At 45.2% G+C, this 14,373-nt stretch carries 13 protein-coding genes; all 13 read right to left on the reverse strand.

What is annotated here, in order from left to right:
• Positions 1-13: 13 nt before the first annotated feature.
• The gene (locus BR63_RS13455) at positions 14-1,153 is read right to left on the reverse strand and encodes a M23 family metallopeptidase (RefSeq protein WP_051966036.1); all 1,140 of its coding nucleotides are present in this window, start codon (positions 1,151-1,153) and stop codon (positions 14-16) included.
• Between the two features lie 119 nt (positions 1,154-1,272).
• Positions 1,273-1,776, reverse strand: coding sequence for a DUF4446 family protein (locus BR63_RS13460; protein ID WP_051966038.1), 504 nt, complete (start codon positions 1,774-1,776; stop codon positions 1,273-1,275).
• Between the two features lie 46 nt (positions 1,777-1,822).
• A complete protein-coding gene (locus tag BR63_RS13465; RefSeq protein WP_034424090.1) occupies positions 1,823-2,920 on the reverse strand; it encodes an alanine racemase in 1,098 nt (365 codons plus the stop codon).
• A 17-nt stretch (positions 2,921-2,937) separates the two neighbouring features.
• On the reverse strand, positions 2,938-3,636 hold the full coding sequence (locus tag BR63_RS13470; RefSeq protein WP_034424092.1) for a DUF554 domain-containing protein: 699 nt from the start codon (positions 3,634-3,636) through the stop codon (positions 2,938-2,940).
• Between the two features lie 171 nt (positions 3,637-3,807).
• A complete protein-coding gene (locus BR63_RS13475; RefSeq protein ID WP_051966040.1) occupies positions 3,808-5,622 on the reverse strand; it encodes an NADH-dependent [FeFe] hydrogenase, group A6 in 1,815 nt (604 codons plus the stop codon).
• A gap of 38 nt (positions 5,623-5,660) precedes the next feature.
• Positions 5,661-7,454: an NADH-quinone oxidoreductase subunit NuoF gene (gene nuoF / locus BR63_RS13480; RefSeq protein ID WP_034424094.1), complete on the reverse strand. Its 1,794-nt coding sequence runs from the start codon at positions 7,452-7,454 to the stop codon at positions 5,661-5,663.
• 32 nt (positions 7,455-7,486) lie between these two features.
• Positions 7,487-7,852: a (2Fe-2S) ferredoxin domain-containing protein gene (locus BR63_RS13485; protein WP_034424097.1), complete on the reverse strand. Its 366-nt coding sequence runs from the start codon at positions 7,850-7,852 to the stop codon at positions 7,487-7,489.
• 15 nt (positions 7,853-7,867) lie between these two features.
• A complete protein-coding gene (gene nuoE / locus BR63_RS13490; protein WP_034424099.1) occupies positions 7,868-8,368 on the reverse strand; it encodes an NADH-quinone oxidoreductase subunit NuoE in 501 nt (166 codons plus the stop codon).
• Positions 8,369-8,716: 348 nt separating this feature from the next.
• Positions 8,717-9,595 carry a ParB/RepB/Spo0J family partition protein gene (locus tag BR63_RS13495; RefSeq protein WP_034424101.1) on the reverse strand — a complete coding sequence of 293 codons (879 nt, stop codon included), beginning with the start codon at positions 9,593-9,595 and terminating at the stop codon, positions 8,717-8,719.
• The gene (locus tag BR63_RS13500; protein ID WP_034424103.1) at positions 9,588-10,349 is read right to left on the reverse strand and encodes a ParA family protein; all 762 of its coding nucleotides are present in this window, start codon (positions 10,347-10,349) and stop codon (positions 9,588-9,590) included. Before BR63_RS13500 ends, BR63_RS13495 begins: the two co-directional genes overlap by 8 nt.
• Positions 10,350-10,653: 304 nt before the next feature.
• Complete coding sequence (gene noc / locus BR63_RS13505) at positions 10,654-11,502, reverse strand: nucleoid occlusion protein (RefSeq protein WP_243269990.1); 849 nt, start codon at positions 11,500-11,502, stop codon at positions 10,654-10,656.
• Between the two features lie 183 nt (positions 11,503-11,685).
• Positions 11,686-12,402, reverse strand: coding sequence for a 16S rRNA (guanine(527)-N(7))-methyltransferase RsmG (gene rsmG / locus BR63_RS13510; protein ID WP_034424104.1), 717 nt, complete (start codon positions 12,400-12,402; stop codon positions 11,686-11,688).
• Complete coding sequence (mnmG, locus tag BR63_RS13515; protein ID WP_034424106.1) at positions 12,399-14,291, reverse strand: tRNA uridine-5-carboxymethylaminomethyl(34) synthesis enzyme MnmG; 1,893 nt, start codon at positions 14,289-14,291, stop codon at positions 12,399-12,401. The genes rsmG and mnmG overlap by 4 nt, the downstream gene beginning before the upstream one ends.
• Positions 14,292-14,373 lie beyond the last annotated feature (82 nt).

Genomic DNA, 14,373 nt, shown 5'->3' on the forward strand with positions numbered 1-14,373 from the left:
TCACTCTCCTGCATTAATGCTTCAATTCGTTCAGTGGATTAATCCATTTACCATTCTTGGCCACACCGAAATGGAGGTGGGGACCGGTACTCCGGCCTGTACTTCCCAGGCGGGCGATAATCTGACCCTTTTTAACCTTATCCCCTTCCTTCACCAGGAGGGAAGAATTGTGGGCGTACTGGGTAACATAGCCATAGCCGTGGGAGATTAAGATGTTTTTACCCCAGGCGGCTTTCCATCCTGCAAAAGTGACGACCCCGTCTGCCGCAGCTCTAATGGGTGTGCCGTAAGGTCCGGCCAGGTCTATACCCGGGTGAAACTCACTGCCGCGGTGGGAGTAAGGATTCTTCCTCCAGCCAAAGGGTGAAGTCAAACGACCTATCATGGGCCAGGCCGTGGGACGGGCATTTTCTTCAGCAAGCCTTTTTTCCACATCCGTCTTAAGTTTACCTATATTTTCCGCTTGCTGGGTGAGGAGGGCGTCCATTTGGGCCAACTGCTCTTTCAGTTCTTCCAGGGTATCCATTTCCCCTTCAAGAGCAGGCAGTTCCATGACTTCTTGCTGTTCAGAAACCTGTTGGTCATTGGCGGAAACCAAGCCGGAGTCGGCAGGTTCTTCCGCTATATAAGGAACCATGGCGTTTTGTGGCAGCTGTATCTGATTTGTCCCGGGTCCACCCAGTCCCATGGTCATAAACTGGTAACGGTCAAAACTTCTTGAACTCTCCAGTACCCTGACAGCCTTCTCTTCTTTTACACCTTTGGTCAGGCCCACTTTGGCCCTAATTTCAGAGTCCAGCTTAATTAAAGCCTGGAGTTTCTGGGCCATATCGCCCGTTATCCCTTTTAACTCCTTGATTTCCTTGGCCTGAGCCATATTAATTTGTTTTAGCTCCTCATTCTCCCTGGCCACATAGTTAAGATAAAAATATCCCGTGACAAAATACCCTACAATTAAAACACATGTGGCACTGATGGTGACACAACACTTGACAAGCCACATGGGAACGTTATAGCTCTTAACAGCTGTTCCGTGGGTATTAGGGATAATCATCATTGTCAGGGAAGAGGGCTTTTTCCTTTTATCTTTTGTTTTCTTTCTCTTAAGACGCCCTACTTTCTCAAGTAAAGCAGCGGTGTTAAACTTTAGCATCTGCCAACCTGCCTCCCGGGATGAAGTAGTTCCAGAATCGGGCAGTAATACCAAATAGGTCTATTCGACATTCCAATCATAAATCCTTCCCCAGAATAGACACTTTTACTCTAATTTTATTACTTTTCACCTCTGGCTGCTTTGGCAATGGCTTCTTCTTCTTCCTGGGAAAGCTGGTATGACGACTTTCCACCCTTGACGGGTTTGGCATAAGTACGGGCATCATCACGCCCATAGATACTGCTGATGACAACACCGTCCCCCTGGCTGTTTAAAAGGGCGATGGCATAGCTTAAATCCCCCCCCATATCCCGGAAGGCATTGAAACGAACGATGCCCACTTTTTGTACACTGTTTTTGGCCATGGTTTCTACTGTACTCAACCTATCTTCCTGGATATCCAGTTTAAAAAGAACCTGCTCCAGGGTGTTAGCATTATTCCACATTAATTCCTCTAGATTTTTTCCCTCTACTCCCCGCATCAGGATTTTATACTGTTTGGCCAATTTGTTAAGCCGGATAATAACCAGCAAAAAAATAATTAAACCCAGGGCAAAAGCACCTAACAATCCAAGGACTATCAGTGAATAATTCTGGGATACCCAGTTGAGCAGTGCCTCCAAAACAACTCATCCTCCTCAAATATCCTCTCATCTAATACTAAATCTTTTATTGTACCAGTCCCCGTGCTGCTACCGGCCATTTGTCATAAACAGAACCGTTTTTCATTACTATAACTTCATTGGCTAAATTAATGGCTGTACAGGCATGATTGGGGATAATGCACAGTTTTTCTCCCAGCTCCGGCAGGGGGCCTTCCCCGGTAACCTTGATAATGCCATGTTCCTCGGAAAGTCTCTCCAGGAGTAAATGGGGATATCCCAGGATAATACCAAAACCCTGTACGACCGACATGCCATGGGCCCCTTTATCCAGGGCAAAAGTCTTGCTCCCCGCATCAATGACCAGCCTGTCTTTCGCCGGCCTGCTAATCACCATTGAGACCACCTGCAAAGCGCATTGTTCTGCTTTGGCCACACCTAAACCCACCTGGATGGCATCATAAAAAACGTAATTACCGGGCCTTATTTCGGTCACTCCCGGCACCTGGAGATTGTAAAGTGCCGTTGGTGTGGAGCCTACGGAGACTTCCAGTTCTTTGATACCATTATGCTCCAAAAGCTTGGCCAGTTCTGCCATTTGCCGTCCTTCCTCAAGGCCAATATCCGGTATTCTCTCAGGACTGGAGCCATAGGCATGTCCCGCATGTGTCATCAAGCCAACGGCCTCCAGATGAGGAAGTTGCTGCAGTTCTTTCACAAAATCTACCACATCTGGGCCCGGGAGGAGCCCACAGCGGTGTAAGCCCGTATCTATTTCAATCATCACGGGCAGCAGTATATTCCTTGTCCCTGCCCACTCATTTAACTCCGCAGCATTTTTTTTGTTATCAACAGCCACACTAATCCTCGCCTTTTGTGCCAGGTCCAGGAGGCGGAGGATTTTTTCTTTCCCCACCATTTGGTAAGCCACTAAGATATCTTTGATTCCGGCCTCAATCATCACTTCCGCTTCCCCTAAGGTAGCCACAGTAACACCTACGGCGCCCGCTTGAATTTGGCGAAGGGCAATCTGGGGCATCTTATGGGCTTTGATATGGGGACGCAATTTCACGCCTTTTTCTTTAGCTCTCCGGGCCATGGTTTGAATATTGTTTTCCAAAATTTCAAGGTTCACACTAAGATATGGTGTTAACAAACCGCTCATAACTATCCCCTTTACATCTAAACTAACCCTGGAAAAAACCTGGCCACCATACTGGTAAGGATCACCACTACCAGCACTGCCGGTAAAAGATTGGCTACCTTAATCTGCTTTATCCCCAAAACATTAAGACCGATGGCTACGATGAGAATTCCCCCCGTAGCTGTTAGCTCTGCAATAATGGCCTCGGTTAATAAAGCTTTTACGGCTCCAGCCAGCAGGGTGATACTTCCCTGGTAGACAAAAACGGGCAAAGCGGAAAAAGCCACCCCCAGTCCCATGGTGGAAGAAAAAATAATGGCCGAAATCCCGTCCAGGGCAGACTTTACATAGAGAACCTTATGCTGGCCAGTGAGCCCGCTCTCAATGGGCCCCATAATGGCCATAGCCCCTACACAGTAAATCAGGCTGGCCGAAACAAACCCCCGTACAAATTCGCCTTCCCGGGAGCCAATCATGGCCTGGAGTCTTTGCCCTAAGGCCTCCAGGAAACGGTCTATATCCAGCCACTCACCAATGATAGCCCCTATAACCAGGCTAAGAATGACAAGCAGCTCGTTATTAGTTTTAAAGGCCATCTTCATTCCTATCAAAAGAACGGATAAGCCCAGTCCTTGCATAATAATGTCCTTGTACCGCTCTTGTATTCCCGTGCGTAGAAACAACCCTACGACCGCTCCTGCAATGATAGCTGCAGCATTTACGATAGTACCTGTCATCTTTACCCCTATCTCCTCAATATATATTTCACTTTATTATAACTTACGAACCATTGCCGTGAACAGACTCCCGGGCGGGCTTTAGAAAATCTATTTTAGCCCACTTCTTGGTTGGATAATAAAAATAAACGAACAGCAAGGGAATCCCTTGCTGTTCTCTTGTTTCTAATTTTATTCCTTTTCCTCTGAACAGGCAGCTTCTTTTTCACTATAGCACTCTTCTTGAGCCACAAGCGCCACATACTTTGGTCTTTTTGTATAATGTGTATGGAGGAGATGGTGAGATTTGTGGCTCAGTGGTTTACCCAGGTACTCTTCATAGAGAGCCTTCACAGCAGGGTTATCATGGGATTTTCTCAAGGGCATCTCCCTGTCTTCCTGGTAAATGGCACGAGCCCGTAAAACACGATAATCCTCGCCGAGTTTCATCCGCTCAGGACCACTCACGATAGGCTGCCCGCCACCGCCCACACAACCGCCGGGACAGGCCATGATTTCAATAAAGTGGTAGTCCGCTTCCCCGTCTTTTAATTTTTCTAATAGTTTACGGGCGTTATTTAAACCATGGGCTACGGCAACTTTCACTGTACCTAAAGGAGGAATCTCGATACTGGCTTCTTTAATCCCCTCTATCCCCCGTACAGCTACAAAGTCGACTTTTTCCAAAGTTTTTCCGGTGACAAGCTCATAGACGGTTCTTAAGGCTGCTTCCATGACGCCGCCGGTAGCACCGAAAATTAGACCTGCACCGGTGGTTATGCCCATAGGCAAATCATACTCTTCTTCAGGTAAAGACCTAAAGTCAATGCCTGCCTCCTTAATCATATCTGCCAATTCACGGGTAGTAAGCACTGCATCTACATCAGGGAAACCGCTGTCCTGCAGTTCCGGACGACCGCATTCAAACTTTTTCGCTGTACAGGGCATGACGGAAACAGAGAAGATCTTGGTAGGGTCGATGTCTGCCTTTTCAGCATAGTAGGTTTTGGCCAGGGCCCCGAACATCTGCTGGGGCGACTTAGCTGTAGAAAGATTAGCCAGGAATTCCGGGTAATGGTGTTCACAATACTTAACCCAGCCGGGGCTGCAGGAGGTAATCAGAGGCAGCTTGCCGCCTTCCTTGACGCGCTCCAATAACTCACTGCCCTCTTCCAGGATGGTCAGATCAGCAGTAAAATCGGTGTCAAAAACCTTGTCAAAGCCCAAACGTCTCAAAGCTGCCACCATCTTTTTGGTTACGGAAGTTCCTACAGGATAACCAAATTCCTCTCCGAGAGCCACCCTGACAGCAGGAGCCGTTTGCACAATAACATGCTTATCCGGGTCATTGAGGGCTTCCCATACTCTCTGGGTATGGTCTTTTTCCCGCAGTGCGCCAACGGGACATACATTAATACACTGCCCGCAGAAAGTACAGTTGACTTCATTGAGGGTTCTGTGGAAAGGCGGCGCCACCAGGCTTTCAAAACCTCTCTCCGTTAAACCCAATACCCCCACACCCTGTACCTGATTACAAACAGCGACACAGCGACGGCAAAGGATACACTTGTCTGGAATTCTTTCAATAGATGGTGAGGAGAGGTCAGGTTCAAAAGCGGTGTTGGCACCTGTAAAACGAATATCCTTAATACCCAGCTTCTTGGCCAGGGCCTGGAGTTCACAATTGGTGCTCCTGTTACAGGTTAAACATTCCATGGGATGATTGGAGAGAATTAACTCTACCACAGCCTTTCTGGCTTCTCTGATGGACGGTGTATTGGTTTTTACTTCCATTCCTTCAGCCACGGGATAAACACAGGATGCCTGTAAGCCCCTGGCCCCCTTAATCTCAACCAGGCAGACACGGCAAGCACCGATTTTATTGATTTCTTTCAAATAACATAGAGTAGGTATATCTATCCCGGCTTGTTGTGCGGCTTCAAGCACTGTGGTACCTGCAGGAACCCGCACTACTTGGCCGTCGATTGTTAAGGTTACCATTTCCATAAATAGTCACACTCCTCGACTCTATTTGGTATGGGCCTCTACTCTTTGATAACGGCCGCAAATTTACATTTTTCTAAGCAGGCACCACACTTAATACACTTTTCCACATCAATAACATAAGGCTCTTTAACCTTACCACTTATCGCGTTGGTGGGACAGTTCCGCGCACACAGACCGCAACCACGGCATTTTTCGGCCAGAATCTTATAAGTTAAGAGGGCTTGACAAACCCCGGCGGGACACTTCTTGTCGTAGATATGGGCTTCGTATTCGTGACGGAAATAGCGCAGAGTGCTTAATACCGGGTTAGGAGCAGTCTGTCCCAGACCGCACAAGGAAGCATTCTTAATGGTCTTGGCTAAAGTCTCCAGGTTTGTTAAGTCTTCAGGGGTTCCCTTACCTTCAGTTATCTTGGTGAGGATTTCCAGCATGCGTTTGGTTCCGATACGACAGGGAGGACACTTGCCGCAGGATTCATCCTGGGTAAATTCCAGGAAGAAGCGGGCAATGTCTACCATACAGTTGTCTTCGTCCATGACAATGAGCCCGCCTGAACCCATCATGGAACCAATAGCCGTCAGGTTATCATAGTCTATTTCAATATCAAGAAGCTCGGCAGGGATGCAGCCGCCGGAAGGGCCTCCTGTTTGGGCTGCCTTAAACTTCTTGCCCTTAGGTATTCCGCCGCCGATATCATAAATAATAGTTCTTAGTGTGGTACCCATAGGAACTTCAATAAGTCCCGTGTTATTGATTTTTCCGGCAAGGGCAAATACTTTGGTGCCTTTGCTCTTCTCCGTACCCATGGAAGCAAACCATTCCCAGCCGTTGCGTATAATTGGCGGTACGTTAGCAAAAGTTTCTACGTTATTAATAATGGTTGGTTTACCCCAAAGACCGGCCACAGCAGGGAAAGGTGGTCTTGGCCTGGGTTCGCCTCTCCGTCCTTCAATAGAGGTTAAGAGAGCTGTCTCTTCACCGCAGACAAAAGCCCCGGCGCCTAAACGAATATCAATATCAAAGTCAAAGCCTTTACTAAAGATATTCTTTCCTAAAAGACCCAGTTCACGGGCTTGTTTGATGGCAGTCTGCAGCCGTTCTACGGCAATTGGATATTCCGCCCGCACATAAATGTATCCCTGGTTGGCACCGATGGCATAACCGGCAATGGCCATAGCCTCCAGAACAGCATGGGGGTCACCCTCCAGCACACTCCTGTCCATAAAAGCACCGGGATCCCCTTCGTCAGCATTGCAGACTACATATTTCTGGTCCCCTTGGGATTTGCTGGCAAATTCCCACTTAACACCGGTGGGGAAACCGCCGCCTCCCCGGCCTCTCAGGCCTGATTTTTTAATAACGTCAATGACTTCTTGCGGGGTCATCTCATGAAGTACCTTGGCCAGGGCAAAATAGCCGTCACGGGCAATATACTCCTCGATAACCTCAGGGTTAATATGGCCGCAGTTGGCCAGGGCCACCCTTTTCTGATGTCTGAAGAACTCAATATTATCGAATTCAAGGGTCCTGGTTTCCTTGTCAGGTTCATGGTATAAAAGCCGCTGTACAGGACGCCCTTTTATAAAATGTTCTTCAACGATTTCATTAACATCCTGGGTTTTGACCTGGCAGTAAAAAGTTCCCTCAGGATAAACCACCATAATGGGACCCAAATTACAAAAGCCGAAACAGCCTGTTTCTACAACCTTGATTTCTTTATCTAAGCCTTTTTCTGCTAATTGTTTAAGAAGTTCCCTTCTTACAAGCTGACTGTCCGAAGAAGTACACCCAGTACCGGCACAAACCAGTACGTGGGAACGATAAAATTCCATGAAAACTCCTCCTTATCCTACGCCTGACCGGCCTATTCTTCCAGATTCACTAACCACTCGGTAACCGGCTGGTTATTGACAATATGCTGCACGATAATTTTTTTCACATTCTCCGGGGTTACCTTCCCGTACATATAGGGGTTTTTCCCGGGGACCGTGACAGTTACGATAGGCTCTTTATGGCAGAGTCCAGGGCATCCAGTCTGAGTCACATGGATATTAGCAAGACCACGGGTGTTAAGTTCCTCGATCACCGCAGTGAGAACCTCCCGGGCACCGTTGGAGATACCACAGGTCCCCATAGCAACGGTAATTGTAGATGCTCCCGTATTTTCACGAACTGAAATCGTCTTTTCCGCCTTTTCCTTAATGGCTTTTAATTCCTCCAAAGACCGCATTCAGCCGTCCCCCTTTCACTTACTCTCAACATATTTTTTTACTATATCAGCTACGTCCTGAACAGTCAGTCGACCATGAACATTATCATTAACGGTCAACACAGGTGCCAAACCACAGGCACCCAGACACCGGCATGCTTCCAAAGTAAACATTCCATCTTCTGTGGTTTCGCCCACTTTAATTTTTAACTGTTTTTCAAATTCCGCCAGGATATCACCTGCGCCTTTTACATAACAGGCCGTACCCAGGCAAACGCTGATTTTGTACTTGCCTTTGGGCACTGTGGAGAAAAGGGTATAAAAACTTACTACACCATAAACTTCACTAAGAGGGATACCCAACTTTTCCGCAATGTAGGCCTGAACATTTTCGGGTAGATAACCCAGGGCCTGCTGGGTTTGGTGCAATACAGGAATCAACGACCCCGCCTGACCTTTGTACCTTTCAACAATCTGGTCAATGAAGGTGTAAATTTCTGGTTCGTTACCTGCATTGCACTGGCATTGACAACTCATTGTACATTCCTCCTTACTGAATCAATTATAACATTAGGAAAATATGTGATAGTCTTCACATTTACAATCAACTAATTAGCCCTTTTGCAAGGGCAAAAAGATTACTATAACGCTATAATTTTATCTCATTTTATAAAATATTGTCAATTATACTAAAGTGCTAGTGCCTTCTAGTACTATTAGTAATTTGTGAAACATTCTTACAATTTCATTGTTCCACGTGAAACATATGTTTCCTTCTTTTTCATATTCTGTGTTTTTTAATTTTTTCTTTATATTCATCCTTATATAATATTAGAATGAGTGTTTCACGTGAAACATTCTCTCTTGTTTGTTTAAATTTTTTCCTTAAATATTTTCTCCTTGCAGTACCAGGGCTACAATTCTTTCGAGATCATCGGTACTATAGTAATCAATTTCTATTTTTCCTCTTTCACCCTGGTCCTTAATTTTAACTTTTGTCCCAAAAAGACTCCTTAATTTGGCCTCAATATCCAGCATAATAGGGGAAAGCTTGTTTTCTTTCTCGGTTTTTTCTTCTTTTGCCTTTTTGTTTTCCTCTTCAACGGCCCGCCTGACCAGACTCTCTGTTTCCCGTACGGACAGATTTTTATCACATACTTCCTGGGCAATGGCTATTTGCAGTTCCTCGCCGTTAAGAGCCAGCAAGGGACGAGCATGTCCCACCGTCAACTGTCCCGCAGATAATTTGTCCAAAATAGGATCGGGCAGATTAAGGAGTCTTACCATATTAGCAATAAAAGACCTGCTTTTGGAGATCTTCTGTGAAACTTGCTCTTGGGTAAGTTTGAATTCTTCCATGAGGCGTTTATAAGCCACCGCTTCTTCCACAGGATTAAGATCTTGCCTCTGTATATTTTCCACCAGGGCTATTTCCATCATCTGTCCATCGCTGAATTCCTTAACTACAGCAGGTATCTTCTCCAGACCTAAACGCTGGCAAGCCCTTAATCTTCTTTCCCCTACTACCAGTTCGTATTTTCCTGGACCCACAGGCCTCACTACCACAGGCTGTACTACACCGTGTTCCTTAATGGACTCCGCCAGTTCATTTAATTTTTCTTCATCAAATCTTCTTCGTGGTTGAAAAGAGTTAGGCCTGATCTTATGTATTTCAATCTCCATTACAGGTTCATCAGAAGATACCAATTCAGGTGAACTGGGTATAAGGGCTGAAAGTCCTTTTCCTAAACCTTTTTTATTCACGTTCGATCACCTCTTTCGCAAGCTCTTGGTACTGTTCAGCTCCTTTGGACTTGGGATCATAAAGAATAATAGGCATGCCGTGGCTGGGCGCCTCACTGAGACGTACATTTCGCGGGATAATGGAACTAAACATTTTTAGTTCCGGGCGGGCTTTAACCTCATCTACCACCTGTATGGACAAATTTGTACGGGCGTCAAACATGGTTAAAACTGTTCCCTCAATTTTCAATTCTGGATTTAGGTGTTTTTTTACCAAAATGATGGTATTCATTAACTGGCTTAAACCTTCCAGAGCATAATACTCACACTGAATGGGAATAAGCACACTGTCAGCCGCTGTCATGGCATTAAGGGTCAATAAACCCAGAGAGGGGGGACAGTCAATGATAATATATTCATAATCATCTTTGATAGGGGCAATAGCTTTTTTCAGTTTCATTTCCCTGGAGATGGCGGAAACCAGCTCCACTTCAGCGCCTGCCAGCTGTATGGTAGCCGGTGCGACAAAAAGATTATCTACTTGAGTTGAGAGAATGATGTTCTTCATTGGCATGCCATTAATAAGACAATCGTAAATACAACGGCCCGTGCTGGTCTTGTTGATACCCAGTCCACTAGTGGCATTACCCTGAGGGTCAACATCGATGATAAGTACTTTTTTACCTAAGGAAGCCAGGCAAGCACCAAGGTTGATGGCTGTAGTCGTTTTAGCCACACCACCTTTTTGATTGGCAATAACAAGAACCTTACCCATTTCGTCACCTCTTGTTTTCTATTACAATTCATATTTCCACATATCTTTTTGTCTTCCTTCTTAGTTTTATTTATTTTTGCAAATGAGTAAACAGCTTTTTTATACCAAATATTACTATCTCTTTAAAGGGACGTATTTAACTCCAGTTGGGAGCAACCCCCTCTTAAAGGTTATTATCTTACCGGTTCTTTTTTTAGTAAATATAGCATGAAATAACACGGGAACATATGTTTGTTTTTTTTATAAAATAATACAAAAGAAAGAGGGTAAATGTTTCACGTGAAACATTTACCCTGCGGTTCCTTTAATTTTTTATTTTAGGAATTTGAATAACCACTTCAATGTAGTCTTCATGGTTTTTTTCGGTCATTTTGGCGGCAAGACCCGCTTCTTGGATGGTGGTGACTGCCGTACGTATAGTGTTGAGATAAATCCGCATATCCTTAAAAATACGAACGATTTTTTGTCCTCTTTCCGTGTTTGTGTTGGCTATATTCTTATCCTCAAGAATTTTTTCCACTAAAGCATCGGTTTCCCTTACATTCAGTTCTTTCTCATATATTTCTTTTAAGGCTGCCAGCTGTGTAGCGGCATCAGGGAGTTTCAGCAAGGCCCGGGCATGCCTTTCAGTAATCACTTCTGTAGAGATATTATTTCTTACCATCTCAGGAAGCTTCAATAATCTCAATTTGTTGGCAATAGTGGACTGGCTCTTGCCCACTCTTTTAGCTATTTCTTCCTGAGTGAGACCAAAATCCTGTATTAACCGGTGATAACCTTCGGCTTCTTCAAAAAAGTTGAGGTCTTCTCTTTGGAGATTCTCAATTAAAGCCATTTCGGCAATTTCCCGGTCGCTTAAGTTCCGGATAATAGCGGGAATGGTTTTTTTGCCGATACTTTGTGAAGCGCGCAGACGTCTTTCTCCGGCCACCAATTCATAATGGTTGTCCACACGCCGGACAATAATGGGCTGAATCACACCGTATTCCTTAATGGACTTGGCCAGATCTTCCAACTGGACTGGATCAAAAATTTTGCGGGGTTGAAAGGGATTGGCCTTTATATTGGAAATACTGATCTCCCGCACCTGATCATTCTTTTCTTCTATATGATTACTATTAATTCCGAGAAGTTTTGTAAGAGATTCTCTCACCACAAGAACTACCCCCTTTCCTCCTATATCTATGATATTCGGCTTATTTGTTAAATCTCCTGCTGGTATTTACTTTTTTTTCCATAATATTAAAAGTATCTTTTCAAATCTTTTTAAAAAGGTATCCTCCTCCGGGATCAGGACGCCTGGAAAAATTCTAGTCAGTACAGTTATGAGCCTTATTTATTCGAGAGGTTTTTTCGCCGGTATTCCCGGCCGTCTGGGAAACCGGCCAGGGGTAGGTGCAGTCTTTTGGATAACGATAATGAGCCTTTTACTTTCCTGCTTTGGTAAAACAAAATCCTTCATCTCATAAAGATTACCGCCTAATTCTTGAATGGCCTTTTTTGCTCCATTATATTCCTCAAGTCCCTCCGGACCTTTATAGGCAAGAAATTTACCACCTGGTTTCACAAAGGGCAGACAGTATTCGCTCAGAACAGATAATTTAGCCACTGCCCTGGAAACCACATAATCAAACTTTTCCCTGTATTCCTTGTTTTGCCCCATTTCCTCTGCGCGGCCATGAACAGCCTGTGTTCCCGTAAGCTGTAATTTTTGTATAAGATGATCTAAAAAACCAATGCGTTTTTGCAAAGAATCTACAAGGGTAACTTGCAAATCTGGGTTAATAATCTTCAGTGGTATGCCGGGAAATCCTGCTCCCGTACCCAAATCAAGAAGCCTGCTTCGGGATTGCCATCCGGTAATCTTCATCCCTAACAAGGAATCATAAAAGTGTTTGATGATGATCTCCTCTTCTTCTTCGATGGCGGTGAGGTTGAACTTTTGGTTCCACTCTCGTAATTCCTCCTGGAAAACCGCAAATTTCTCCAGTTGTTCTGCTGTGGGGTAAATTTCACTTTTCTCTAGAAGTTCTTTTAAAAAATCTTTTTTCACGCATCAATCCCCCCTTGTCGTCTGCGCTGCTCCAGATAAATCAAAAGAACAGAAACATCGGCAGGAGATACGCCCGATATGCGTGAGGCCTGGCCTACGGAAGTTGGCCTGATACTGGCAAGTTTTTGTTTGGCCTCATTGGATAAACCCTGAATCCCATAATAATCTAAGTCAGTCGGTATTACACGGTTTTCCAGTTTTTCGAAACGCTCGACCTGGGACATTTGCTTGGCAATATATCCTTCATATTTAATTTGAATATCAATCTGTTCTTTGATATCTTCGGGCAGTTCAGCAGCCAGGCCAACGTTGATTAAATCCTGGTAAGTAATTTCCGTCCTCTTTAATAAATCATAAAGATAAATCCCTTGCCTTAGGGGCGAACTGTTCCTTTCCTCCAGTAATTTGGCTAATTCCTGGTAACTGGGCGTAACAATGGTTTCCTTTAAACGTTTCATTTCTGCTTCCAGCTGTTCTTTTTTTTGTTTAAACCTGGCATAGCGCTCCGCCGTTACCAGTCCTACCTCCCATCCTTTCTCCGTCAAACGCAGGTCCGCATTATCCTGCCGCAGGATCAGGCGGTATTCGGCCCGGGATGTCATCATTCTATAGGGCTCATTGGTCCCTTTTGTCACCAAGTCGTCAATGAGAACACCTATATAGGCATCAGAACGTTTCAAAATTAATGGAGGTCTTCCTTTTACCTTAAGGGCAGCGTTAATACCGGCCATCAGTCCCTGAGCCGCGGCTTCTTCATAACCGGAGGTACCGTTTATTTGACCGGCACAAAAAAGCCCGCTGATGTGCTTCATCTCCAGGGACAATCCCAGCTGGGTAGGAACTACATAATCATACTCAATGGCATAGCCTGTCCGCATCATTTCCATATTTTCCATACCTTTAATCGTTCTCAAGAATTGCATTTGCACTTCTTCCGGCAAACTTGAGGACATACCCTGTACATATATTTCATAGGTACCCATACCTTCAGGTTCTAAAAACAGTTGATGCCGTTCCTTATCGGCAAATCTCACCACTTTGTCTTCGATAGAAGGACAGTAGCGTGGTCCTGTCCCCTCAATCACTCCGCTGAAGAGGGGTGACCTGTGCAGGTTACTTCTGATCACAGTATGGGTATTTTCATTGGTATAAGCCAGGTAGCAGGGAATGTTATAACCTGTGCCTCTTTCCGTCAAGAAGGAAAAGTAATGTTCCTTTTCATCACCCGGTTGAATAAGCATCTGGTTAAAATCGATGCTCCGCCTGTCAACCCGGGCTGGAGTACCCGTTTTGAAGCGGCCTAATTCTATACCTAATTCCCGGAGATTATGGGAAAGATTCATGGCGGCATGCTGATTATTGGGTCCTCCCCAGTAACTCACTTCTCCTACAATAATTTTTCCCCGCAGGTAAGTGCCGGTGCAAAGAATGACCGCAGGGGACCGGAAAATGGCACCGGTACTCGTCTCAATCCCTTCTACCCTTTTATCGTCACTAACCAGTATCCTCTCCACCAATAACTGCTTTACATTCAAATTGTCCTGCCCCTGTAAAATATAAATCATTCTCCTTTGATAGGCGTATTTATCAGCCTGGGCCCTCAGAGCATGGACAGCCGGTCCTTTTCCAGTATTTAACATTCTAATTTGAATATAAGTATCATCAATATTTCTTCCCATTTCTCCCCCCAGGGCATCAATTTCCCTGACCAGATGCCCTTTGGCAGGTCCGCCTATGGAAGGATTACAGGGCATAAGGGCGATATTGTCCATGTTTAGGGTAACAAGCAAGGTCTTACAGCCCATGCGGGCGGCGGCCAGGGCAGCCTCACAACCGGCATGACCCGCACCCACCACAATACAATCATAACTTCCAGCCTCGTAAGTCATACTTCTTAGACCTCCATCTTGATGAAAACATTATCTGGACCTCGTGAACCGAATTCCGACTGCCGACTTCCGACATCCGACT

The sequence above is a fragment of the Thermanaerosceptrum fracticalcis genome (assembly GCF_000746025.2).
Classification (GTDB): domain Bacteria; phylum Bacillota; class Peptococcia; order DRI-13; family DRI-13; genus Thermanaerosceptrum; species Thermanaerosceptrum fracticalcis.

Bases quoted from the DNA above. Each gene is read 5' to 3' on its own strand.
- nuoF (WP_034424094.1), bottom strand. From the start codon at position 7,454: ATGGAATTTTATCGTTCCCACGTACTGGTTTGTGCCGGTACTGGGTGT.
- BR63_RS13485 (WP_034424097.1), bottom strand. From the start codon at position 7,852: ATGCGGTCTTTGGAGGAATTAAAAGCCATTAAGGAAAAGGCGGAAAAG.
- mnmG (WP_034424106.1), bottom strand. From the start codon at position 14,291: ATGACTTACGAGGCTGGAAGTTATGATTGTATTGTGGTGGGTGCGGGT.
- BR63_RS13455 (WP_051966036.1), bottom strand. From the start codon at position 1,153: ATGCTAAAGTTTAACACCGCTGCTTTACTTGAGAAAGTAGGGCGTCTT.
- BR63_RS13500 (WP_034424103.1), bottom strand. From the start codon at position 10,349: ATGGGTAAGGTTCTTGTTATTGCCAATCAAAAAGGTGGTGTGGCTAAA.
- BR63_RS13465 (WP_034424090.1), bottom strand. From the start codon at position 2,920: ATGAGCGGTTTGTTAACACCATATCTTAGTGTGAACCTTGAAATTTTG.
- BR63_RS13470 (WP_034424092.1), bottom strand. From the start codon at position 3,636: ATGACAGGTACTATCGTAAATGCTGCAGCTATCATTGCAGGAGCGGTC.
- BR63_RS13475 (WP_051966040.1), bottom strand. From the start codon at position 5,622: ATGGAAATGGTAACCTTAACAATCGACGGCCAAGTAGTGCGGGTTCCT.
- nuoE (WP_034424099.1), bottom strand. From the start codon at position 8,368: ATGAGTTGTCAATGCCAGTGCAATGCAGGTAACGAACCAGAAATTTAC.